17 protein-coding genes are annotated in these 25,501 nt (G+C 41.9%); 9 read left to right on the top strand and 8 right to left on the bottom strand.

Features of this window, described 5'->3' with window-relative positions; translation table 11 throughout:
* Positions 1–45: 45 nt before the first annotated feature.
* Positions 46–2,058 (bottom strand): protein kinase domain-containing protein, encoded by a 2,013-nt coding sequence (locus NIES592_RS06925; RefSeq protein ID WP_073555276.1) that lies wholly within the window; start codon positions 2,056–2,058, stop codon positions 46–48.
* 519 nt (positions 2,059–2,577) lie between these two features.
* Here NIES592_RS06925 and NIES592_RS06920 point away from each other — a divergent pair.
* Entirely contained in the window at positions 2,578–3,936 is a 1,359-nt protein-coding gene (locus NIES592_RS06920; protein WP_073555275.1) for a PrsW family glutamic-type intramembrane protease, read from the top strand.
* Positions 3,937–4,074: 138 nt separating this feature from the next.
* Here NIES592_RS06920 and NIES592_RS06915 read toward each other — a convergent pair whose 3' ends face one another.
* The 3 genes from NIES592_RS06915 to NIES592_RS06905 all read right to left on the bottom strand — a co-directional run bounded on the left by NIES592_RS06915 (position 4,075) and on the right by NIES592_RS06905 (position 9,440).
* Positions 4,075–4,653 carry a Uma2 family endonuclease gene (locus NIES592_RS06915; RefSeq protein ID WP_073555274.1) on the bottom strand — a complete coding sequence of 193 codons (579 nt, stop codon included), beginning with the start codon at positions 4,651–4,653 and terminating at the stop codon, positions 4,075–4,077.
* Between the two features lie 35 nt (positions 4,654–4,688).
* Complete coding sequence (locus NIES592_RS06910; protein WP_073555273.1) at positions 4,689–7,913, bottom strand: efflux RND transporter permease subunit; 3,225 nt, start codon at positions 7,911–7,913, stop codon at positions 4,689–4,691.
* A 150-nt stretch (positions 7,914–8,063) separates the two neighbouring features.
* Positions 8,064–9,440: an efflux RND transporter periplasmic adaptor subunit gene (locus NIES592_RS06905; protein ID WP_073555272.1), complete on the bottom strand. Its 1,377-nt coding sequence runs from the start codon at positions 9,438–9,440 to the stop codon at positions 8,064–8,066.
* A gap of 785 nt (positions 9,441–10,225) precedes the next feature.
* Here NIES592_RS06905 and NIES592_RS06900 point away from each other — a divergent pair.
* A complete protein-coding gene (locus NIES592_RS06900) occupies positions 10,226–10,762 on the top strand; it encodes a phycobiliprotein lyase (protein ID WP_009457665.1) in 537 nt (178 codons plus the stop codon).
* A 65-nt stretch (positions 10,763–10,827) separates the two neighbouring features.
* Here the strand turns inward: NIES592_RS06900 and NIES592_RS06895 are convergent, their stop codons facing one another.
* Complete coding sequence (locus tag NIES592_RS06895; RefSeq protein ID WP_062243973.1) at positions 10,828–12,537, bottom strand: diflavin flavoprotein; 1,710 nt, start codon at positions 12,535–12,537, stop codon at positions 10,828–10,830.
* A 180-nt stretch (positions 12,538–12,717) separates the two neighbouring features.
* A complete protein-coding gene (locus tag NIES592_RS06890; protein ID WP_073555271.1) occupies positions 12,718–14,436 on the bottom strand; it encodes a diflavin flavoprotein in 1,719 nt (572 codons plus the stop codon).
* Between the two features lie 115 nt (positions 14,437–14,551).
* On the opposite strand from NIES592_RS06890, the gene NIES592_RS06885 reads away from it, so the two are divergent.
* The gene (locus NIES592_RS06885; protein ID WP_073555270.1) at positions 14,552–15,412 is read left to right on the top strand and encodes a pantothenate kinase; all 861 of its coding nucleotides are present in this window, start codon (positions 14,552–14,554) and stop codon (positions 15,410–15,412) included.
* Here the strand turns inward: NIES592_RS06885 and NIES592_RS06880 are convergent.
* Together NIES592_RS06880 and NIES592_RS06875 are read right to left on the bottom strand one after the other, a co-directional pair.
* Positions 15,407–16,225: an alpha/beta fold hydrolase gene (locus NIES592_RS06880; RefSeq protein WP_073555330.1), complete on the bottom strand. Its 819-nt coding sequence runs from the start codon at positions 16,223–16,225 to the stop codon at positions 15,407–15,409. The genes NIES592_RS06885 and NIES592_RS06880 overlap by 6 nt on opposite strands.
* 99 nt (positions 16,226–16,324) lie before the next feature.
* Positions 16,325–16,819 carry an NUDIX hydrolase gene (locus NIES592_RS06875; RefSeq protein ID WP_026086343.1) on the bottom strand — a complete coding sequence of 165 codons (495 nt, stop codon included), beginning with the start codon at positions 16,817–16,819 and terminating at the stop codon, positions 16,325–16,327.
* A 1,121-nt stretch (positions 16,820–17,940) separates the two neighbouring features.
* Between NIES592_RS06875 and NIES592_RS24970 the strand changes: the two genes are divergently transcribed.
* The 6 genes from NIES592_RS24970 to recG all read left to right on the top strand — a co-directional run bounded on the left by NIES592_RS24970 (position 17,941) and on the right by recG (position 25,441).
* Positions 17,941–18,105 carry a hypothetical protein gene (locus NIES592_RS24970; RefSeq protein ID WP_009457656.1) on the top strand — a complete coding sequence of 55 codons (165 nt, stop codon included), beginning with the start codon at positions 17,941–17,943 and terminating at the stop codon, positions 18,103–18,105.
* Positions 18,106–18,899: 794 nt separating this feature from the next.
* A complete protein-coding gene (locus NIES592_RS06865) occupies positions 18,900–19,859 on the top strand; it encodes a glycosyltransferase family 2 protein (RefSeq protein WP_062243969.1) in 960 nt (319 codons plus the stop codon).
* 217 nt (positions 19,860–20,076) lie between these two features.
* Positions 20,077–20,871 carry a 30S ribosomal protein S2 gene (gene rpsB, locus NIES592_RS06860; RefSeq protein WP_009457653.1) on the top strand — a complete coding sequence of 265 codons (795 nt, stop codon included), beginning with the start codon at positions 20,077–20,079 and terminating at the stop codon, positions 20,869–20,871.
* Between the two features lie 158 nt (positions 20,872–21,029).
* Positions 21,030–21,689, top strand: a complete 660-nt coding sequence (tsf, locus tag NIES592_RS06855) for a translation elongation factor Ts (RefSeq protein ID WP_062243967.1) — start codon at positions 21,030–21,032, stop codon at positions 21,687–21,689.
* Between the two features lie 275 nt (positions 21,690–21,964).
* Entirely contained in the window at positions 21,965–22,873 is a 909-nt protein-coding gene (locus NIES592_RS06850; RefSeq protein WP_062243965.1) for a hypothetical protein, read from the top strand.
* A 54-nt stretch (positions 22,874–22,927) separates the two neighbouring features.
* On the top strand, positions 22,928–25,441 hold the full coding sequence (recG, locus tag NIES592_RS06845; RefSeq protein ID WP_073555269.1) for an ATP-dependent DNA helicase RecG: 2,514 nt from the start codon (positions 22,928–22,930) through the stop codon (positions 25,439–25,441).
* The last annotated feature ends 60 nt before the right edge of the window (positions 25,442–25,501 follow it).

Genomic DNA, 25,501 nt, shown 5'->3' with positions numbered 1-25,501 from the left:
CCATTAACAACAGACGCGATTAATCGCGTCTGTACCTACTAACAATTATTTTTTCAAAGGAGCTGATGCATTAAGTTTGTAACTGGCTATAACTTGGTTAACTGTTGGTAATAGTTCTTTATACTGCTCACTAGGTACAATATAGGAGTCAATAGAAATCTTGTCACCTTGAGATTTAATAAAGCTATTAGCTGTGAGTGACCCGGAAGCATTTCCACTTTTAGCTGTATAACTCCAAGTAATCCTCACACTGCCATCGTTTTGTCTGACAGGCTGATCCATTCTAAAATCAGGTTCTGACTCAAATTTGTTGATAAACCGCTTCAAAATATTGGTTAATTCTTCTTGAGTGGGAGTGTTTTCAGTGTTGAAAACATTGACTTGAATTAGACCATTCTCAGTTGGATCAAGCCAATAGATAATTACTTCGTTGGCATTACTGTTATCCCTGAGATTCCAGCCTTGGGGAACATCGATAGAGAACAAACCAGTGTCGTAGGAATAGGTTTGTAGGTTGCCAATTACGACTGGTCGGAAGTTACCAGTTGTGGTTCCGGAGGTTGAAGTTGAAGAACTTGAAGAATTGGAAGAACTTGAAGTAGAAGGTTCACTAGGAGTAGGACTGACCTGAGTCGGAGTTGCTACTGGTGTGTCAGAGTCTTCTTGTTCGGAAATACTAGCACCGATAAAAGCCAATGCTACAATCAACACCCCTAAAGCCCCAAGGCAAGAATAAAGAATGATTGCTGCTTTTGTCCAAGCTCTTTGGTGGGCTTTAAAGTCTTCAATACTACGCCACTGCCGACTTCTCCAAGCCCATGTGTTACCTTTTGCACCTAAGACAAAAGGCATCGGTATACCTACGTAAGGAACCCAAGATAACAGTCCAATCCAGACTTGATTGGTGATACTCCATAATGGAGACATCAAAAATGCTCCCCAGTTCCAACCTTGAATTTCCGGAGGTACGGGAACGTTGGTATTAAATGTGCCACCTCCACCCAGCCAACCAGAATTCGTGGTTGCAGCAGGTGAGACGTACTGTTGAGGATTGTAACTTCCACCCGACCAGTTTGGGTTAGAACCCAGGGGAGTAACAACAGGCTGGATGTGTTGCGGGGGTTGTCCACCTGGGTTGATAACTGTAGGTGGTGGGGAATATCCTCCAGGGTTTGGTAATGCAGGTGTATTGTATTGGGGAGAAGGTTCTGTGGGTGCAACGTAATTATTAACCGTAGGAGACTGTAAAGCATCAATCATGTCTTTGGCGGTAGGATAGCGATCGCCTGGATGATATGCGATCGCTTTATCTAGTACCATCCGCAAACTAGGACTGACATTCATGGCATATTGATGCCACATAATCTCTCCAGTTCTAGGATCTGTCTGCAACTCTTGCGGCATTCTCCCAGTCAACAAATAAATCATTGTGATTGCTAAGCTGTAGAGATCGCTGCTGTAAACAGGCCTACCAGCTGCCTGTTCTGGAGGCATAAATCCTGGTGTACCAATGACAATCGAACTCGTGGGATTACCTTGAGAGTTGACGATTGTACCCATTGATTCCCGTACGGCCCCAAAGTCAATCAGTACCGGTATATTATCTGCATCCCGCAAAATTATGTTGTCTGGTTTAATATCCCGATGGATGATGTGTCTGCTGTGTACGAAGTTGAGAACGTACAACAAACTCTTGAGTATTTCTCGCACAGCACTCTCACTCATGACTCCTTCAGTGTGTACCTTTTCAGTGAGAGTCTTACCTTCTATATATTCTTGAACTAAATAAAACTGACCTTGTTCAGCAAAATACGCATACAAATTGGGAATGCGGTTGTTGCTGTTTCCCAAATCCTCCAAAATAGCAGCTTCCCGCTGGAACCTGTCTTGTACCATTTTATATATCTGCGGATTCTCTGTCACAGGCTTCAGCTGCTTAATCACACAACGACGACCCGAAGGCAAATGTGTATCTTCTGTTAGAAAAGTTTTGCCGAAACCACCTTCTCCTAAAACTTTCACAATCTTGTAACGATTGTTAATAATAGTTTGTAACATTATAATACACAACCTCTATGTTATCTTAATTACTTGATACCAGATGTATCTAGTACAATACGGCGGAAATAATTAAAATTTTAAGATACAGAAAAAGCTTACGTGATAAGTTTTTTACTTTTCCCCTCCTGTCTGTTGGCTGCTTGTGCTAGTTATCTAGTACTTAAAACAATCAATGGAGCAGAGATTACGGAAACTCACTATCAGGAATTTATCTTTGATTGAGTGAATTTACAAGGTAGATACCTGAATCAACTCAGTTCACAAAAAAAATTATGAATTTCTTTACCTTTCCATTGTTGTTTTTTGATGGTTTAATAGTAAACAATTATTAGTTATTTTTTGATGACAAATAATCAATGATTTTAGCTGTATAAAATCAGCTTTTAAACTGTTTGATATACTTTTATAATTATCTTAATGTTTAAAAACTTACTATATTTTTTGCGCATTTTGTGTAAAGAATTAATATTTTATGTGTATTAATAATTACTATTGGCTGGGTAGGGGATTAGCCTGATGAGTAATGCATTTTTACGTATGGTTGCTGGTAGTCAAGAGTATTCCTACTCGCTGCTAACCACTGGTGAGATGGTACTAGGACGTGACCCCAATAGTTGTCAAATTGTCTTAGATTCCAATGTTCATAGCATGGTTTCGCGGCGTCATGCGGTCATTCGCCCATCTCAAACACCAGATGGTAGAACTAGCTTTTTAGTTTGCGATCTCAATAGTGCTAATGGAACTTATTTAAACGGACAGATTTTGCAGGGATGTCAAGAACTACAAAATGGCGATCGCATTACTCTTGGCAATAACGGCCCAGAATTCTTTTTCGAGTATCAGTATCAGTACAACCCCCAACCTGTTGGGATACCACAGCCAGCGCCCGCAACAAATCATGCAGCATTCAACTATTCCGCACCCTCACCTAGTACAAATGACGATACTAGCCTGTCGCAACTAATACCGCTTTTCTCAACGCCTAAAGATTTAACTCGCAAAGCCTACTTAGTACCAGGGATCATCACTGTTATCTTCGTAGTACTACTGTTTTTTGTCCAAGGTTATTTATATCAAATATTGCTAGGAGCGTACTTAGCTGGCGCGACCTTATATTTTATCTACCAGTTATGTGGCAAACCGAAACCTTGGTGGGTGCTAATTGTTTCAACCATAATCACAGTGGTAGTTTTGGCTAGCCCCATACTTGATATTTTCATCATTGTGTTTCGCGGCATTCTACCAGGAAGCATACCTGAAGATCCGACTAGCCTCAGTTTTCCCGAATTATTTATTCGCTTCTTTTTTGGCGCTGGGTTGCTAGAAGAATTACTCAAAGCCTTACCCATCATCATATTTTATTTAATTGGCAAATCGCTAGCATCCCCGAAACGGGAACGTATTGGTGTTTGGGAACCTTTGGATGGAATTTTGCTAGGTTCAGCTTCCGCAGTGGGCTTTACTTTGTTTGAAACTTTAGGTCAATATGTGCCTGGTAGGATTGCAGAAGTGGCGCAAGAGATGGGAACAGAAGCGGCTTTGGGAGCAGGGTTGCAATTACTGATTCCACGAATACTAGGCGAAGTTGCAGGACATATGGCTTGGAGTGGCTGGTTTGGATATTGTATTGGTTTGGGTATCCTCAAGCCACGTCTAGCTTCGCGAATTCTCCCCATAGGATACTTAAGTGCTGCTGGGCTGCATGGTTTGTGGAACAGCAGCGCGGGTTTGGCGGGTTCGTTGGGGGTTTTCGTTTTAGGGTTGTTGGTAGTGGTTGGGGGAATATCTTATGCTTTGTTGGCGACAGCAATTATCAAAGCACGGGCTTTGTCGCCGACACGTGAGCAGAATTTCGCCACTCGCTTTTTTAAGTGATGATCCAAGATACATTAGTGGTTCGTTTTTTCACTCTTCATAATTAATGCGATGAACAGGGTTCAAGGTGTCGCCACTTACATCCAAGCACATGAATTACTTGCCTCTCGCAATTTTTGCAAATTTATATAACTGAAACTATTCCCACACTGTTTTCAAATCTAAAACAAATCCAGGCAAAATATCTTCTCCTGATAAACTAGCAGGAAGCAGCAATATTTCTGTTTCTTTTCCTGGTCGATAAATTTCGACGCGGCCAGTTTTTCTATCAATTAACCAACCAAGTTTTACCCCTGCATTGATATATTCTTGCATTTTCTTTTGTGTTTCTTGCAAGCTATCAGTGGGGGACAATAACTCTAAAACAAAATCAGGAGCAATGGGAGGAAATTTTTCCTTTTGTTCTGATGTCAGTGCATCCCATCTATCTTTTTTTATCCAAGCAACATCGGGGGAGCGATCTGCACCGTTGGGCAATTTAAAACAAGTTGAAGAATCAAATACTTCACCCAATTGAGTTTTTTCGTTCCAAAAAACAAATTGAGCAGTCAATCTAGCATTGTGTCTCCCAGTTTCTCCCCCAGTAGGTGACATTATAATGATTTCTCCCAAAGCATTACGCTCAAATTTAACATCAGGATTATCCCGACACAATTGATAAAATTGGTCGTCGGTTAATTTGATGATGTTGTTGAGGTTAAATGTAATAGCAGTCATAATGCTTTGGTATGAGCAACACAGCTAATTTTAGTTTAGAATTTCCTCAACGTTCCCAACTGCATGATCACAGAGTTTATCCATTTCCAACTCAAAACCTCATGCAGTAGGGTATAGAAACAAGGAATGATAAACAACGTCAATAGTGTTGCTAAGGACAACCCTGCAAACACCACAATACCCAAAGGTTGCAAAAATTCTGAACCTTCCCCAATTCCCAATGCTAAAGGGAACATGCCTAAAACTGTGGTAATTGTAGTCATTAACACTGGGCGTAGACGTTGGGGAGCTGCTTGTAAAATTGCTGTTTTACGGTCAATGCTTTGCTGTTCCCGAATTTGATTTGCTAGTTCCACCATGATGATGGCGTTGTTAACAACGATACCTACTAGCAAGACTGCACCGACAATCACTGTTGCGCCAATCGCTGTTTTGGTAATGTAAAGCCCGAAAATACCCCCTGCTAATGCCAAAGGAATTGTAAACATAATTACCAAAGGGTCGATCAGGGAATTGTATTGCACAGCCATAACTACGAAGACAAGAAAAGCGGCTAATCCTCCCAACAACCATAAAGAGTTTTGTAACTGCTGATTAGCTTCTGCTGTCGAACTAGGCAGGACAGTCACACCTTGAGGTAATTTTAAGTTATTCAAGACCTCATTCACTTGGGCTTGGGCATCACTGAGATTTGCGCCTTCGCTCAAGTTACCAGCAATAATGAAAACCTGACGCTGGTTAATTCGTTGGATCTCTCCGGGGGCTTGAGCATCGACAATTTCTGCAACATCGCTAAGACGGACTTGGCGATTATTTTCTACAAATAAAGGTAATCTTGCCAGTTGGGAAGGCGATCGCACAGATTCTTCATTTAACTGCACCCGCACATCTACAAGTCGATTACTGCGCTGTAGCTGTGTTGGTACACTACCTTCAATGGCAGTCGCAATTGTGTCACCAATCTCTCTAGCAGTTAATCCTACGGCTGCAACTCTTTCCCAATCTGGACGAATTTGCAATTCTGGTTGACGTGCATCAGCATCGGGGCGGAACCTGGCTAAAGTAACTTTTTCTTCTAGAGTTGCTAGTAATTGCTGTCCGGCTTTTTGTAAGGTGTCTGCGTCATTTCCTTGCAGAACTATGTCAACCTCTGCGCCCCTGACTGGAGAATTGGTAAGAATTAAACCCCGTACTTGTCCAGGAGCAACGCGCAAACGCACACCTGCTAAATTTAGTTTGTTAAATTCTTGGGTGACTCGTTCAACATAAGCTTCCACATCAGAGCCAGGTTTGAGGGTAATGGTGCTAGAACTCCGTAGGGGATTTTCGCTAGTATTGCTACCAAATAAGCCACCTCCAATTGTGGAAAATACGTATTCAGTTTCCGGCTGATTCTGGAGAATTTCATCAACCGCAGCCATGACTTTTTGGTTATTTTCTAAAGGTGTACCGGGAGGAAACTGAGCAAATAAACTCGCTTGTCCAGTATTGATCCGGGGTAAAATTTCTTGGGGAATTTGTGGTGCTACCCATAAACTGCCACCACCTAAAAAGGCGATCGCGATCGCTACTGTCAGCAAGCGAAATCGCAAAATTTTACTTAAAAAAGCACCGTAATTTCTGGTTGCACCATCAAAACGGCGATTAAACTCCCGCAGGAACCAAAAATTACTCAAACCACTGGAAATAGGCCATGCTAACATCCGCGAAGCTAGCATTGGCACTACGGTGATGGCAATTAAGATAGAAGCAGCAACAGCAAAGCTAATAGTCAGAATTAATTCATTGAATAGCAGCGAAATAAAGCCGCCTATCAGCAAAAACGGTAACACTGACACTAAGTTGGTGCTAGTAGAAGCTAGCAAAGCGGATTCTACCTGTTGGCTACTTTGTTCTGCTTGTTGAATCAGTTGCCATGAACTGAGGCGAGTTCTGGTATCCTTACCAGGAGTCATACCCGCACCTTCGGCAATATTCTCCAACATAACGATGGAGTTATCGACTACGATACCTACGCCCAACGCCAAACCACCCAAGCTGAAAATATTTAAAGATAGCCCAAACAATCCCATCAAGATGATCGCAGCTAAGGTAGCCAGGGGAATCGCAACTACAATAATTAGAGTTTGCCGCACTGAACCCAGAAATAACAAAACTGCGATCGCGGCTAGTGCTGCTCCGATTAAACCAGAAGTGGCAACGTTGGAAATAGAATTACGGATAAATCGTGATTCATCCAAGGTAGGTGTAAGAACTGCTCCCTCTGGAATGACACCAGATTTTCGCAATTGCTCGATCCGCTTTTTGACTTTATCCACAACGTCTATAGTATTAGCATCCGGTTGCTTTTGAATGCTGACTTTTACTGCTGGTTGTCTGTTAAGTAAAACCGAAAGGCGTTGGTTTTCTGTACCATCAATGACTTGAGCAAAGTCACGTAGGTAGACGCGGCGGCTAGGAATAGAAGTGGAGGAAGTAGGGGGAGAAGAAGAGACTTCAAAAGAAAGATTGCTGATTTCATCCGCACTCTGGAAGCGTCCGACGGTACGGGTGAGAGGTTCGGAATTTTGCCCAAAAATTCGACCGCCAGAAATGTCTTGGTTGCGGTTGGTAAGTTCGTCGAGTACATCTGTTAAACCAACACCAAGGGCTTGCAAACGATCCAAATCAATATTTACCCTGACTTCTTCTTGTACTCCCCCTGATACATCTACCCCTGCGACACCAGATACAACACTGAGTTCACGAGCTAGTTCTTCTTCGGCAAATACACGTAAATCAACACCTTCTAATGAGGGCGAAGTTAAGGCTAATTCATAAATCGGGGATTGGGAGGGGTCAAATTTGAAGATGCGCGGTTCTTCAATTGTGTCTGGCAAGCCACTTCTCGCTCTGTTAAATGCAGCTGTAGCATCGTTGAGGGCTTGGTCAATATTACCCCCTGGTTGAAAGAACAGATCCACATTTACCTGTCCTTCACGGGTTTGAGAAAAAATTTGTACCACACCCTCAGTAGCCGTAAAAGCTTGTTCCAGTGGTCTGGTGATTTCATCAATCGCTACCTCTGGCGAAATTCCGGGGGCTTGTACCCGTACACCGATGCGGGGATAGGTAATTGATGGCAGTAAATCTACTGGTAGGTTTGTAATATAAAATATGCCTATTACTATGACTGCAAGGGTCAGCATCAGTGTACCTATGTGTTGGCGAATCGAGAGGGCGCTGATACTCAATCCCCCAGTTTTTTTTGTTGCCTGCATTTTTTTATATTCGGGTAGACAATAGTATTTTTCGTTGTGGTTGTTAGTGGTTAGTGGTTATTGGTAAACTACCTATCTATTAACTACTAACCAATGTACAGACGTGCCATGGCACGTCTCTACAACCACTAACAGTCTTCATGGTTATATCTATTTCGCCACTGCTGCGGAATCCACTTTTTCCGAAAGTATTGAAAGACGTACAGCATCACCTTCTTTGAGAGGCTTACCACTGCGTACCACATACTCTTCACCGGGTTGTAAGCCAGAAATGATTTCTACATTGCCGTCATTACTTTTGCCTAATTTTACAGGTCTAGTTGCAACTGTTGTTTTACCTTGTTCTCGCTTCACCACAAACACCTTACTCTGATCACTTTCTGTTTTCGAGTTTGGATTTTGGTTGTTCCCCCCTTCTATTTGGATAGCAGTTAGAGGTACTACTACACGTTCTTGTCCCTGTTCGGTAAAATTGACTCTTGCCAATAGTCCACTACCGATTTTTGCCCCATTATTGGGAATCACTATTTCCACTGGTACTAAACCTAAACGAACTGTGCTGTCAGCTGCGGGAGAGATACGTGCTACATTGCCAAAGTATGTATTATTAGGAAAGGCATCTAAGCGTACTTGTACTGATTTTCCCACCTGAATATTTGCCAGTTCTAATTCGGAAACTTCGACTCTAACTTTGACACGGCTAAAATCACCGATTTTTAGAACTTCATTACCTGGTTGCAAAAGATTTCCGGGTTCTGTGACCTTTTCTAGGACAGCCCCAGCAATCGGGGATGTCAACTTGGCATAGGAAAGGCGTTCTTTAGCTTCTGCTACCAAGGCTTGTTGAGCAGTTAATCTACCTTTAGCAGCAGCAACAGCTTCTTGTTCTGTGCGTACTTGCTCCTGTGCAGCGCGCAATGCTTGCACTGCAGTTTGGGCGTTAGTGCGTGCTTGTTGGGCTGCTTGTTGAGCGATCGCTCCTTGTTTGAAGAGTTTATCTTGTCTTTCGGCATCGGCAAGGGCTTGTGCTACTTCTAATCGCGTCCGTTCTACCTCAACACGCGCATTACTCACTTGAGCATTCGCCCTTGCTACTTCTGATTTGAGCGCTGCTAGTTCTGCTTCGGCTTGATTTAAGGCTGTTCGCAGGAGTGTGTCATCTACCTGTCCAAGTATTTGACCTTGTGATACCACATCCCCCACATCTACGTTCAAAGCCAAAAGCTGTCCTTGGATTTGCGATCGCAAAGATACGGTGCGGAAAGGTTCTGTATTGCCTGTAAGCTGTAATGATTGTTGCAAACCATCTTTGCGAGCGATCGCCACATCCACAGGTGTTGCACCATCTGCTTGTCCAGATACACCACGATGCTCTTGCTGAGCCTCTGCTGATTCTTTGGGAAGTGATCCGCAACCCCCCATCAACAATCCCATACCTAGCCAAGAAACCAGCAACAATAAAGATGAATTCGGCAATAAGGGGGAATTTTTAAATAATATACGCAGCTTATTTCCGTCGCAAATCATTATATTTGGCTCCTACTGGGGCAGCTTTTGCCCAATACCGTTTATTAACAAATAGTCTCAATAGATAACGTGAATATCACTGAGGTTGTATGAACAAGGGAAAACATGCCGAAAACAAAAGTTTAAGTTTTATTTCATTAATTTTGCCAAAATTTATGTACATTAAATTACTTTTTCCCAAAAAGTATTTCCAATGAAGATACTAATCGTCCAAAATTAGAAAAACTTAGCTTGAACTGATACAATTATTAACATTGACTAGAATGATGATTTATTAGGCTGTAGCCAAAAATTCTTTAATTATCCAGAGAATCTCTAAAAACTCAACATGCTATCACTCCTTGTAGTTTTTATTTCTATCCTAAAAACTACACCTAGCAAGTACATGAGGAAAAAGTCATGTATACACCCATGACTTAAGTCATACTTTCGCTATGACAAAATTTGTATCTACAAATGCCGACTCTGAACTACGTACGAAAAAATATTCTCCGCGTATCTCTGCGTTAACTCTGTGTTCCTCTGCGTTAAAAAATAAGTAAAATTTTAACTTTAAAAATTTCGATCAATTTTTCTTGATGCATAGCAAGCACTTAGCTACTTACCACTTATTTGTAGTTAAGTTTTGGAAAATAGAAATTTTTCTAGCGTTGTAGCAAGCATATCAATAACCTTCAGCAATTTAGATTATATTAAAAAAAGTAAATAATTTGAAAAACAGGACACACATTATGTATGTCCTTATATAACCAACTTAAATTAACTTGGCGCGAGGAAAACTGCCAGTGACATCACCATCACAAATTTTACAAACAACCGACGAATCTCTGCTTGCGGAATTTTTCCAAGCATCTGTGGGCCAATGGCGCTCGGAACGCCGCTATTACACTCTACCAGAGGGAGAAACCAAAGAAATGGTGAGTGTCATTACTATCAGTTTTTTGGAGCAGGGATGCGAAAAATTACGTAAGCTCGCTCAAATGCACAGTTTGCCTGATACAGTGAATTTAACCTGTGGTGCTGAAGTCATCTGGGAAAGCACTAATTCGATTTCAAACAAGAAGGAATCAAAGGGAACAACTTTATTTGGGGCTTTAGGAAACACAATATATCGCGATCGCGGTTTTGCCACAGCTAAACCAGTTACAGCCCAGTATTACTTTCCCAACCCCACAACACTATGTTTGCGAACTGAATACAATAATTCAGTATTTGAAGAAGAATTAAAGCTAGTCGGCAGCAAATACCGTACACGCCAATCTATAATTTCCCGTGCAGGTGAGCAGTTGATGATTGGTCAATATCTAGAAAAGCGGATTTAGTCAGTAGCTAGAGATGAGCAGAAATAAGGTTAGAGTTTCCACCCCTTCTGCCCTCTGCTTTCCACTTAGTAATGATTCCCTGACTTACGGTGATGCACAGCAGTGACACCATCACTAAGTACTTTGCCATTATCTATAGTCGCGTACACAAGCCAGTGGTCGCCTGCTTCCATCCGAGTTTGTACGGTACATTCCAAATAAGCCAAGGCATCTGTCAGGATAGGATTGCCGTTCTCCGCTTCTGTAGTAGCAACACCAGTAAAACGATCTTGTGCTGGCCCAAAGGGTTTAAGGAAGTGTTTCATTAACCCTATGTGATTCCCTTCTTTGAGAATATTGAGAACGAATTGATTACCGGAGTGTGTCAATGGTTCAATAGCCCGATCTTTGGCAACAGCAACAGTGAAACCAGGAGGATTAAAGCTAGCCTGAGATACCCAAGAAGCTAACATTGCGCTAGATATATCCCCTTGCTTAGCTGTAATCACGCATAGAGAACCAACAATCCGCCCTACAGCTTGTTCAACATTGCTGGCGGGTTGACTGGAAGTACGAACTTTTTTGGCTTTTTTCAGTGCTTGGGCGAAGTCTGTTCCAGCTTCTTCACAAGTTTGCAAAGTGACATCGTTGGGTTTGAATTTGACTCGGATAGGTTCAAAGCCAAATTGATAACCAGCATCTTTGAGTTTGCCTTCAATTAAATCGATGGCTTCGCCACTCCAACCGTAGGAACCAAACACACCCGCAAGTTTATTTTTGGCAGCAGTGGAAAGTACAATACCCAAAGCAGTCTGGACTGGTGTGGGTGCATGTCCACCAAGAGTAGGGGAACCAATGATAAATCCTGCCGCTTTCTCGACAGCAGCTTGAATTTCGCTGGGTTCGGCGAATTCGCAGTTAATGGATTCAACGCTGACACCTGCTTTAGTAATACCGTGGGCGATCGCTTGGGCTAAGGTTGCGGTATTTCCGTAAGCTGAAGCATAAATTAATGCCACGGTAGTATCTTGAGATGTCTGCTGCCGACTCCACTCCCGATAGGCTTTTGTTAAATCAATTAAGCCATAACGCACCAACGGCCCATGATTGGGTGCGTACATCCTCACTGGCAAATCAGCAAGTTTTTCCAATGAAGTTTCGATCTGACGGGCATGAGGAGCCATTAGACACTCAAAATAATAGCGTCTGTCTTCGAGAAAAATTTGCCAGCCTTCATCAAATACCTGATCGCCGCAGATATGCGCTCCAAATAGTTTGTCTGTGTATAAAATTTCCGTTTGTGGATCGTAGGTGCAGAGTTGGTCGGGGTAGCGGGGGTTAGGTGTGGGAATAAATTGCAGGTGATGACCTTTGCCTAAATCGAGGGTTTCTTCCCCACGTTTTACCAAAATGGGCAAATCTGGATTTTCCAATGCCCCCCGCAAATTGATTGCTCCTGGATTAGAACAAACGAAAGTTATCTGTGGGGCACGTTCTAACAAAACTTTTAAAGTAGCAGCACGGTTAGGGTTAACGTGACCGAGAACCACATAATCTACTTGTTTTAAATTCAACCTTTTTTGCAAAGCATCTAAGTAAATTTCCGTAAATGTTTCGCCTGGTGGATCGATCAGGGCAATTTTATCCCCTTGAATCAAATAGGAATTTGCAGTTGTACCCTTGGCGAGGGCGTATTCAATTTCAAATCTCAGACGAGTCCAACTGCGCGATCGCAATATTGTTGTATCTGTTGCGATCGGAAGAATTTGAACGTCACGGGGTTTTGTGGATGTCATGGTTTTTTAGGGATAGGGAAGTGTGAGGAGTGAGGGGAGTAGGGGAGGTGGGGGAAGTGTGAGGAGTGAGGGGAGTAAAAGAAATGTTTTATCTTTGTACTTCTCATACTTCTCATCCTCTGATACTTCTCATCCTCTGATACTTCTCATAACCCTCACACTCCTCATACCCCTCATACCCTAATAATGATTACCCACCTTACGGTGATGCACGGCAGTTAAGGCATCTGGCTTACTCACCCTTCCGGCGTCAACTGTACTGTACACAACCCAGTGATCGCCGCAGTCCATCCTACTGATAACTTCACACTCCATGTATGCCAAAGCATCGGTGAGGATAGGCGCACCGTTTTGGGCACTTTGGGTTCTAACTCCTTCAAAACGATCTGCACCAGGGGCGAAGCGTTTGAGGAAATGTTTCATTAAGCTTTGGTAATTACCCTCTTCCAGGACGTTCAACACAAATTTATCGCCCACTTGCATGAGTGATTCGATCGCCCGATCTTTTGCCACTGCAATTGATACTCCTAAGGGTTTGAAGCTAGCTTGACTAACCCAAGAGGCAAGCATGGCACTTTTCACATCACCTTTTTGGGCAGTAATGATATACAACCCACCACTAAGTCTACCTAAGGCCTTATCCACGTCAGCATCCAGAGATTTCATCTGTTTGATGCTTTTATCCCGTGTCACCCATTGCCCTAAGTCTGTTCCTGCTTCTTCTAAAAGCTTGTAGGTATTTTCTGTGGGTGTTTCTCGAATTTGAATCGCTGGGAAGGCTGGTGTTAAACCCAAATCCCGGAATTTATTCATCAGGGGATAAATTGGTTCGTCATCACCACCATTGGATTCAAAAATCCCCACGGCTTGTTTTTCTTTAGCCGAACCTAAAACTGTGCTAAGGGCAGTTTGTGCGGCTGGGTTAGATACTGGTGGTGTGCCGACAACAATCCCTGCACAACGACCAACAATTTCCCGGAGTTCTTGCAAGTCTGCGGTTTTGAGGTCTACCAATTCCACCGCTACACCGGTTTTGGTAATACCATTGCTCATAGCTTGGGCTAAGCGATCGCTCCAGCCATAACCAGGAACGTAAAATACTCCTACTGTAGTTTCTGCCTTGGTTTGAGATTGACTCCAACTGCGATAGCGTCCGGTGAGTTCTTCAACGTTGTGATAAAGTAGTGGCCCGTGACCTGTGGCAATCATGCCGATTTTTTCCAGTTCACCCATACGTTTGAGTGCAGACAGCACCGACCGAGCATTAGGAGCCATTAAGCATTCATAGTAAAATTCAAAATCTGGAGATATGGCTTCTAAATCTTCGTCAAAAGTGTCGTCCGAGCAATAATGTAACCCAAAAGCATCACAAGTAAACAGAATTTGGGTTTTATGGTCGTAGGTAAAGATAGTGTCGGGCCAGTGTAAGTTGGGTGCAATGAGAAATTCTAGCTCATGCCCGTTTCCTAAATCTAAGCGATCGCCATTTTTCACAATTCGCCGCTTGAACGGTTGATGCACCAAGTCTTCCAAAAACTGAATTGCCACCTTGGAACCAACAACGGTAACATCCGGGGCGAGTTGCAGGACATCTTTAACTAAACCACTGTGATCTGGCTCGGTATGACTGATAATTAAATAGTTAATGTCTGCTGGATTAATTTGATTTTTAAGGCTATCTAAATATAACTGGCGAAACTTTTCGTGAGAGGTATCGACTAAAGCAGTCTGCTCACCGCGTATGATAAACGAGTTATAGGTAGTACCGTTTTGTAGACCAAATTCAATATCGAAGCGATCGCGATCCCAGTCTAGAGAACGAATCGTGGTTGTTTGTTCAGCAATATCGACCACCTGTACGGTTAGCCTTTTCTTGGGGTTTTCGGTGAGCGCTACCATAACTGCCCTCCATAGCAAATGAGTATTTTTCCTCTATTGCTATTTTGACACGGAGTTATTGTAAATATTTATTAATTTATTTATAGATTGCTTAAGAAAAACTAAAAGTATAAAAATGTGGTTAGCTCTTATAATTGGCAATTCCCGCTTGCACTGGGGCTTGTTTGATGGCAAAACCCTTTGCCATACCTACGATACAGAACGCCTGTCTAAGTCATTCGTATATTCTTTATCTAAGTGTCAAACACTGTCCGAGGTACAGCAAATCCTTTCTTCTAGTCCCCACACTCCACGCCAGTCGCTCTTTGTTGGAAACCAACAAGACTGCGCTGACTCCTCCACTCTCCCCACTTCTCACACTCTGCCCACTACCCCATCTTTCCCCCTCCTCCTTGCTTCAGTGGTTCCTAGCCAAACAGCCTTATGGTTAACTTACCCCAATGTAGGTGTTGTTACCTTAGAAGACATACCTCTCCAAGGTATGTATCCTACTTTAGGAATTGACCGGGCTTTAGCTTTGTGGGGCGCGGGGAAAACTTGGGGTTTTCCCATGTTAGTAATAGATGCGGGTACAGCACTCACCTTTACTGGTGCTGATGCTAACCAAAATCTTTTTGGCGGCGCAATTCTGCCAGGATTGGGTTTACAAATGGCGACTCTTGCCGAAAATACAGGGCAATTACCAAATGTAGAATTACCCCACGATTTACCGCAACGCTTTGCTGTGAATACTCAACAAGCAATCCAAAGTGGGGTGATATATACTTTGTTGGCAGGAATCAAAGACTTTGTGCAAGCATGGTGGCAGTCATTTCCCCAAGGTAAGATTGCCATTACTGGTGGCGATCGCACTTTGTTAATTAGTTATCTTCAATCCCTATTTCCTGAGATTGCAAAGCGTTTGATTGTGGAACCGAATTTAATATTTTGGGGAATGGAAAAAACTCAGAACGCTCAATTTTTTCATAATTCATAATTCATTAGTCTTAATAAAATTCCGAATCTCTCCAGCCACAATTGCTGCACACATCTCCGGTAAATTATTTCCTACGTGGGCAATAATTTTTAAGTTGGCTTGTGGAAGTAAACTCGCGTATTTATTACTCTTAGCTAATGCATCAGGTGTATCTTTGCCGCCCTGTAAAATCAAAACAGGAGTTGTTAAAAAATCTAATCTTTCTTGTAGTAATTCGGCACGAAGTTCTGGTAATTGACGTAGGAACAATAAATTACTCGCTGTAGGATATTGCAACATAATTTTTCTTTCTTGCCAATCCTGTTTAATTTGTGTATCTAAACCTAAGATTTTAGTCAATGGACTAAGTATCTTTAATATTTTAAATATCCACAGGGGACGTTTCATCAAACCCTGTATTTTTTTGCAATTATTGTCTAATTCCTCAGTCTCTACACCCTCTGGTGCTACTAGTACTAATCCATATACTTGTTCTGGATACTTTAAAGCATAACTTGCAGCAATCCAACCGCCAAGGGAATGCCCCACTAAATACATCCTTTCTAATTTCAAAGCTTGTAAGAACTCAGCAAGATATTCAACTTGCAAATCTATTGAGTAGTGAATATTTGGATAATCAGACTCACCAAAACCAAATAAATCTGGTGCAAAGCAATGAAAATCTGCTGAAAGCGACTCCATTATAGCTACCCATTCACTGCTATCATTCCAAGCCCCATGCAAGAAAACTACAGCTATTCCATTTCCAATTTCACGCCAGAATAATAACCCTTGAGAAAGCTTTCTCCGAGAGTTACGAAATAAGTTATTCATTTTTAATTTAGTAACTAAGTTATTTTGGTGAATGTTGTTTGTTGTTTGTTGTTTGCAGAAACTACCAACAATCAACTACGAACAATCAACCACTATAAATTATGCCAGTGTTGTCAGACCGTTGAAGTAATCTTCTAGTTGGCGATTATGATCATGAGACATACACTCTTGGGGTAAAGAGTTGAGAGGAAAAGCCTGGATTTCCATTACTTCTAATGTGTCTTGAATCTCCATTTTTCCTTGCACATCTGCTTCGACTACAATACATATTGAATGGATTCTTGGATCACGGTCTGGCGCAGAATAAACTCCTACTAAACGCCGAATCCTGACTAACTCCAATCCTGTTTCTTCCATCAGTTCTCGGCGAACTGCATTCGGTATATCTTCTCCCCAGTCCACCATACCCCCTGGTAATGCCCAGCGACCATTATCTCGCCTCCGAATAAGGACTATTTGACCATCGGGTAAAATTGGAATAATACTTGTACCAGGGATCGGATGACGGAAAATAATCCCCAGTACAGTTTGTCCAAACCGCCATAAGCTACGTGTGGACTGGATTGCCACAGTAAAAAAAGCCAAAACGTTCAATCTGCTAATTTCGGTAAATTGTGTGTTGTATTTTGAAATTACCCAATAATCACATTCACTCAACGGAATTGTTGAGTATGTTCTTATACAAGAAAACTTGTAATTTTGGGTTAATGCTAATGATTAGCTTAGAACATAGTAAATTCTAACATCTACTTGGAATAATTATTGTGAATGTCAGTATACATAATTAAAATTTCTGGAGCAAGATATATACTGGTTGAAAACTAAGTTAAATATTTATTTAGTTTAGAGAAATTATCTCAAAACCTTATATAAAATTCCAATCTTTATTCACTGAATTTTTTAAATAGTTTTCCGATTACATTTATTTTTTTGACTTATATATTCCAATATGACTTTGTGTTTTAATTTATAGAAATAATATTTTTCAGTAGAAGCAATAGCTATTTAGATGTTATTAATGCAAATAACAGATGTTCACAAAACAAAGCCAATCATGTTGTTGAGTTAGTTATTTTTGTTTGTATTTAATTTTAAACTCATGTTAATTTGCGTTTTATTTTATCATTTACCCTCATCAATACCTCTAACTAAAGACAGAGTTATCAAATAAAAATCTGAATTTAAGTTGACACAATCACACTAGATACGTTAGTATAGGTTGCTGTTTAACAATCTGGCGCATTAAAACCTGGTAAAGCTAGGCAATAAAAGCGTCTAGATAAAGCCCAAGGCTGATTCAGAATAAGTCTAACTTAAGGTAAGCTCAAACCTTATTAAGAGCAAATAGGGAGAATGAATCACACCACACGCGATGAAGAGGGCAACCTCCGAATGCAGTGGCTCCCAAATTTACGCCTGTGGACAAGAGGATAAAGCAGTCACCCTTGTGGGTTTACCTGTTGTAGGAACTGTTATGTCAGCGCTCTTGGTAGAAGCAGGAAATAAAACCTCCTCGAGTCTGATAATTATAGATTTGAGTGGGTTTTATATAGCGATTTCACAGGTTTAGCCTGTCTTTTAAATAATTCTGCTGCTTTTTGCCGCAGGAATATCAAAGCTAAACTAGGCTCAAACTAAAATTAAAGATAATCCTAGCTAAAATTGCCTAGATATTGCCTAAGTAAGGCTTTTTGTTGTTTATTCATGAGGTGAACATGGCTAAGCGCCGCAATCCGAAAAAAGAAAAGGCGCTACGGAACCAGGCGTATGCCCGAAAGTTTCGTAAACGAACTACTACAGGACGGATGCAGAGAAGGTTCCAACAAAGACCACCAAAGAGTGAAGAAGATGAGGGAGCAGCAGCAATTGATGCTGAATAATCTGGCGTGATTTCGACATAAAGATTTTTTGACCCTTCTCTACTAGGAAAGGGGTTAGGTTTAGGTTTCGTCGAACTCACTTTAAATTTGATGTGAGCTGACAATAGATAGGATTTATTGTCAGCTCACATTTTGTTGCTCACTCTTCACTGATTTCTAAGCACTAACAAATAACGCAAATAACGAAAATACCCTAGAGAGATTTGATGTAACATTTTTACAGTAGTGATCGCTTGTTAGCAAAATGAAAATTTGGTAAATTTATTAACAGTGATCGCGCAGGTTTTGAGATAAATCTGCCTTTACCTTCTTCGCAGTAGGCGGTAGATAGCAATTACAGATGGAATTGGCATCCCTGTAGGATTACCCTGATAATTAGGTAATGCTGCTGATTAGTTAGTGCGATCGCAATTAAATGCACCATCAGTAGTTTGTCCAGCAATACCAATTTTGAGGTTTAAACAAATAAAAATTCCGCAAAGCATATATATTTGTGGGCATTGCTGAATGTGATCATGAATTTTGTTTGTCTACATTTTGTAGACGTAGCAATGCTACGTCTGGTCACACCCGTAAATTGTAAATTCATATTTTGATTCAGCAACGCCTATTTTTGCTAAAGTATTGCTAATAACAGCATCTGTTGAGTAAAGACTTTGCACTCCTGTAATCCATCGATAAAAGCTTTGAGGTTCTCTCCGGGATGCTACCCTTAGATGCAAAGCGTCTGCAAACTTCTCGCAAAATCCGAAATTGGAACAGTCTTTGCGCCTGAGTTGTCCTATCTTATAAAGATGGGTAGTAGTGTGGTGAGTGATACTGTGTTTTTGAGCATTGTTATTCCGACATACAATCGCAAGGCGATTTTGGAAAAATGTCTTAGGGCATTAGAGACACAGCAATTGAATATATCCAGTTCAATCACTGGTTATGAAATTATCTTAGTAGATGATGGTTCCACTGATGGGACATTGGAATGGTTAGAGACACACAAAACCGAATTTCCCCATGTGCGAACCTTTCAGCAAGACCATCAAGGTCCTGCTGTAGCGCGGAATTTAGGTGTAGAGAAAGCGCAGGGAGACACTATTATCTTTATAGATAGTGATTTAGTGGTGACAGAGAATTTTCTGCAAGCTCATGGGGATGCACTAGTGCAGGGACGGGAAAAATTGGGAAGCGATCGCTTTTTTACCTATGGCGCAGTCATTAACACTTGCAATTTTGATCATCCCACCTCCGAACCATACAAACTCACAGATTTTTCTGCCGCTTTTTTTGCTACAGGTAATGTGGCGATTCCTAAGCATTGGTTAGAGAAAGCGGGATTGTTTGATACTAGTTTTCAACTTTATGGTTGGGAAGATTTAGAACTAGGCGTGAGGCTGAAAAAACTAGGTTTAACACTAATTAAATGTCCACAAGCAGTAGGCTACCATTGGCATCCACCCTTTAGCTTGGATCAAATTAAGAGCTTGATTGATAAAGAAATTCAGCGTGGCAGGATGGGGGTTTTATTTTATCAAAAACACCCAACATGGGAAGTGCGAATGATGATTCAGATGACTTGGTTACATCGCTTATTGTGGGGGATGCTTTCCTTAAATGGTACTTTGAATGAGCGTACAATGGCTCCTTTTTTGCAATGGCTGATTAATAGAGGTAAACCCCAATTGGCTTTGGAAATTGCCCGAATTTTTCTCAATTGGTATAACGTCAAGGGCGTATATGAAGCGTATGCGGAAGTGAGGTGATCAAGAATCGGGATTCTGGAGGGACACAGGAGACAAAGGGGACAAGGAAGAATTGTTAACAAGTCTCTTGCCAATTACCCATTACTCATTACCAATTACCCATTACAAAATATGCTACCCTAGTATGGTTCTTTAAATTCCGCACATCCAGGCGTTCGGGTGTTTCCCATGAGGAAATACACCTGGGTGGAGGTTTAACCCGAATTGGAGTAAAAATATGCCAGTAGTTTCTTTGGCTCAAATGATGGAGTCAGGAGTTCATTTCGGTCATCAGACCCGCAGATGGAACCCAAAAATGTCTCCATACATTTATACTGCCCGTAACGGAGTACATATCATTGACTTGGTGCAAACAGCCCAGTTGATGGAAGAAGCATATACTTATATGCGATCGCAAGCAGAGCAGGGCAAAAAGTTCCTCTTTGTTGGCACTAAGCGACAAGCAGCAGGTATTATTGCTCAAGAAGCTTCCCGTTGTGGCGCTCACTACATTAACCAACGCTGGTTGGGCGGAATGCTCACTAACTGGGCGACAATCAAAACGCGGGTAGACCGTCTCAAAGATTTGGAACGTCGGGAAGAAAGCGGTGCTCTTGATTTATTGCCAAAGAAAGAAGCCTCAATGCTACGCCGCGAGTTGGCGAAGCTTCAGAAATATTTGGGTGGCATTAAAACAATGCGGAAAGTCCCCGATGTCGTGGTAATTGTAGACCAACGTCGGGAATACAACGCAGTGCAAGAATGCATTAAACTCGGAATTCCCATTGTGTCTATGTTGGACACAAACTGCGACCCTGATGTAGTGGATATTCCCATCCCAGCCAATGATGACGCCATCCGCTCAATTAAACTAATTGTCGGTAAATTGGCGGACGCGATTTATGAAGGCCGTCATGGTCAGCTGGATGTAGAAGAAGAATACGAAGACTACGAGGGCGCTGAGGAAGAATACGATTACGAAGAAAGCGATTTTGCTGACTCGTTCATTCCCGACGATGAAGAGGAAGAATAAATTAGGTAATGGGTAATAGGTAATGGGTAATGGGTAATTGGAAAGAAAAATACCGATTAGCAATTATCAATTAGCTATTACCAAGCCCTAGTTAAGATAGAAATACTCAAAACCCAAGAGCAATTAAAATTGTCAGTCTAGGTAGGAATTGAGGCAAAATGGCGGAAATATCTGCAAAACTCGTCCAGGAGCTACGCCAAAAAACTGGCGCAGGCATGATGGACTGCAAAAAAGCGCTAAAAGAAAATGATGGTGATCTAGCAAAAGCCGAAGAATGGCTGCGTAAGAAGGGTATTGCCAAAGCCGGAGCCAAAGCTGATCGGGTAGCAGCAGAAGGACTCGTAGGCAGCTACATCCACACTGGTGGTAGAGTCGGTGTACTTGTTGAAGTTAACTGTGAGACTGACTTTGTTGCTCGCCGCGAAGAATTTCAAACCCTGGTGCGGAACATCGCCATGCAAATTGCGGCTTGTCCAAACGTAGAGTATGTGAAAGTGTCAGACATCCCACCTGATATCGTCCAAAAGGAAAAAAATATTGAGATGGGACGCGATGACATTGCTAACAAGCCTGATAACGTTAAAGAAAAAATCGTTCAGGGACGCATTGATAAGCGCCTGAAAGAAATGACTTTGCTTGATCAGCCTTACATCCGTGATCAAAGCATCACAGTAGAAGAACTAGTTAAACAAGCGATCGCCCAACTTGGTGAAAATATCCAAGTACGCCGTTTCGTTCGCTTTGTTCTGGGTGAAGGAATTGAGAAGCAAGAAAGCAACTTTGCAGATGAAGTAGCTGCTCAGATGGGTAATAAGTAATTTTAGTTGTTAGTTGTTGGTTGGTTGTTGTTTGTTAATAGTTTGATAGACTAGTGACCATAACAGCTAACTACCAACGATTAACTATATTTTAGGACAGGTCAATTTACTATATTTGACCTGTTTTTTTGTAATTTACTAACGTGGAAACTTAAAAATGTTTGCTGTCGCTGAACCGAGTCGTTACTTCCATCCCACATTCCGCACCCAAAATAGAATGTAAGCGTATCTTTGTACTATTATGTTTGGTTTGCAATGGGCAATCAGTAGAGAATATGGTGAGACCAATGGAGCGAATTGAGCGGGATCTTGCAGCTTTAGAAGAAGCGATCGCCGCGATCGCGAAAGAACTGCAAACCGCTTATACTAGTTATCTCAACACCTTAGGGCAAGCCGTACAACAACAGTTGATTCTGGCGGCTTATCACTTGTGTACTCAAAGGTATTCCGAAAACTTTCTCAAATTAAGCTTGAGTCAGCGGCAAAATTTGCAGCAGTCACTCCGTAAGCTAGGTAAAAAGTCAGCTGAGCAGTTGCTAGCTCTAATTAATGGAGAAGAAGAAAAGTTACAGCCGCAGGACGTGGAAAGTAAAAAACTCCCAGAATGCAATCAAGATGCTCCTGAGATTGTCTGTGCACAAGAAACAACTGAGATGGAAAGTGAAGCACAGGAAGAACAAGAGCAGCCAGAAAAACCAGAAGACACAACTTTACCTCCCGATACCACTTTCCCCTCCTCTGCAAACCCGATAGAACTGGCAAAATGGCAACAATTCTTAGAGAGAGCCACACAATATACCCTCAGAAGAATTTCTCATGAGGCTAATCTCCTCCTACAAAAAGCCAAAATCTTGCCTGAAAAATTGCCAGAACCGATTTTAGAAGCGGTTGGTTCAGAAGCATCTGCGGATATAGTACCAACTCCACCTAACCTAATGAGCTTGGTGATTGAAATTGAAAATGGGCAAAAATCAGAAGAGTCTGGCTTGACACAGCTTATGGCTATTAACCTGCGTCTTGTGGAAATTGAGTTTGCTGACACCAAACTTTCATCTGAGCGCAAGCAGATTCGCAATATTCTAGTCCAGCTTAATAAACTAGGGTTAGAGTATCAAAAAAAACTGCGGGAACGGTCAGTTGCCCAAGCTGAAGCAGCATGGCGTGCTAGTTGGTATGAAGATTAGTTTTTTGTCATTTGTCCTTTGACCAATAACTCTTCACCTCTTCTCCAATTACCAATGACTATCGAAAAACCAGACTGGATACGATTGCAAAAAGCCCTGGCAATAGAAGAAGAACAGGGTTTTACTGACTTGGTGGGTAGACAATACCGCTTCAGTGAGTTCTTTACCTTAACTTTCGGTAAATTTCCCAATGACTTACCAAGTTATGAGCGCCGCCGCTGGCAACAACTGGCGGCTCAATTTTCCAATTATCCAAATCTGGGACTTGAAGATAGAAAAAATTTAGTATTGCAGACTAGTCAATATCTTTATCAACTGGAACAGCAGGAAGGAGAGGCGGGGACGCGGGAACAAGGGGGACACGGGGGACAGGGAAGAAATATTACTTCTTTGTCTTCTGCTACCAAATCTAAAAAACCCAATCCTAAATCTCAAATTGTTGCAGAGGTAAGTCGTACTCTTGCCCCAAAGCTAGATCAAAAATTAAAGGATTTACCGGAAATTGGCTTACGCAAGGCTGAAAAATTAGCGCGCCTCGGTTTATACACTGTGCGCGATTTGCTTTTTTACTATCCCCGTGATCATATTGATTATGCCCGTCAGGTGAGCATCAGTGAATTAGAGGCGGGTGAGACGGTAACAATAGTGGCGACGGTGAAAAGTTGCAATTGTCGTACCAGCCAAAAGAATCAAAAGTTGACAATTTTAGAACTTTTACTGCGGGATAATACTGGGAAAATCAAAATTAATCGCTTTTTTGCAGGTACGCGCTTTACCAGTCGTGCTTGGCAAGAAAATTTAAAACGTCGTTATCCAGTTGGTAGTATTGTGGCGGCGTGTGGGTTGGTAAAAGGAACTAAATATGGTTTAACGCTAGAAGATCCAGAACTAGAAGTTTTGGCGAACCCTGGTGATACGATTGAATCTTTAACTATTGGGCGAGTAGTACCTGTTTATGCCCTAACTGAGGGTGTGGGTGCGGATTTAGTGCGACAGGCGATGATTGCTGCTTTGCCAGCTGCGGCGCACTTAAAAGATCCTCTACCTAGTGGTTTAAGAGGGAAATATGAGTTAATGGAATTGAAAGACGCGATCGCAAATATCCATTACCCTTCAGATAACGACACTTTACAACATGCCCGTCGCCGCCTCGTCTTCGATGAATTTTTCTACCTCCAACTGGGTTTACTGCAACGTCAGCACCAAGCCAAGCAAGTTCAAACTAGCGCTGTGCTTGCACCCAGAGGTCAATTATTAGATAAATTTTACGAAATACTGCCTTTTAAGTTGACTAACGCCCAGCAACGTGTGATCAACGATATTCTCAACGATTTGCAAAAACCAGTGCCGATGAATCGTCTAGTACAGGGTGATGTTGGTTCGGGGAAAACGATTGTCGGAGTAGTCGCTATCCTAGCTGCGATTCAATCTGGATATCAAGCAGCACTCATGGCTCCCACAGAAGTACTAGCAGAACAACATTATCGCAAGCTAGTTAGCTGGTTTAATTTACTATATTTACCAGTAGAATTACTGACAGGTTCCACAAAAACTGCAAAACGGCGACAAATTCACGCCCAGTTAGAAACAGGAGAATTGCCTCTGTTGGTGGGAACTCATGCCTTAATTCAGAATCCTGTCAAATTTCATCGCTTGGGTTTAGTAGTCATTGACGAACAGCACCGTTTTGGGGTGGAACAACGAGCAAAATTACAGCAAAAAGGTGAGCGACCCCATGTATTAACTATGACAGCTACACCAATTCCTCGGACACTGGCGCTCACAATTCATGGGGATTTGGATGTGAGCCAAATTGATGAATTGCCCCCAGGGCGGCAAAAAATTCAAACCACAGTATTAACAAGTCAGCAGCGTCCTCAAGCTTACGATTTGATGCGACGGGAAATCGCCCAAGGACGGCAGGTTTACGTAGTTTTACCCTTAGTGGAAGAATCAGAAAAATTGGATTTGCGATCGGCAACAGAGGAGTATCAAAAGTTAAAAGAAAGTGTGTTTCCTGATTTTCAGGTCGGCTTGTTGCATGGTCGCATGAGTTCTGCTGAGAAAGACGAGGCAATTAATAAATTTCGCGACAATGAAACTCAAATCTTGGTTTCTACTACCGTTGTGGAAGTCGGTGTAGACGTACCTAATGCTACAGTTATGCTCATAGAAAATGCGGAACGCTTTGGCTTGTCGCAATTGCACCAGCTACGGGGACGTGTTGGTCGAGGTGCAGCACAATCCTACTGTTTACTGATGAGTAGTTCCAGAAGTCCTGACGCTCAACAACGACTCAAAGTATTGGAACAGTCTCAAGATGGCTTTTTTATTTCCGAAATGGATATGCGGTTTCGTGGTCCAGGTGAAGTACTGGGAACTCGCCAATCAGGTGTACCAGATTTTACCTTAGCGAGTTTGGTGGAAGACGAAGAAGTATTAATGCTAGCACGGCAAGCTGCGGAAAAAGTCATAGAAATAGATGCAACCTTAGAGCGTTGGTATTTGATGAAAGAAGAATTAAAGTATCGCTATGAACGGTTAATGGGTGGAGCGATTTTGACCTAAGAAGGGATCGGGAACTAAAACTTACCTGTAGGCGTATTCAAAAAAGGGAAGAAAAAATAC

Origin of the sequence: Fischerella major NIES-592, from assembly GCF_001904645.1 — a bacterium.
GTDB lineage: Bacteria > Cyanobacteriota > Cyanobacteriia > Cyanobacteriales > Nostocaceae > Fischerella > Fischerella thermalis.
Note: the sequence above shows the minus strand (reverse complement) of the source record. Positions and strands in the feature narration are given on the sequence as shown.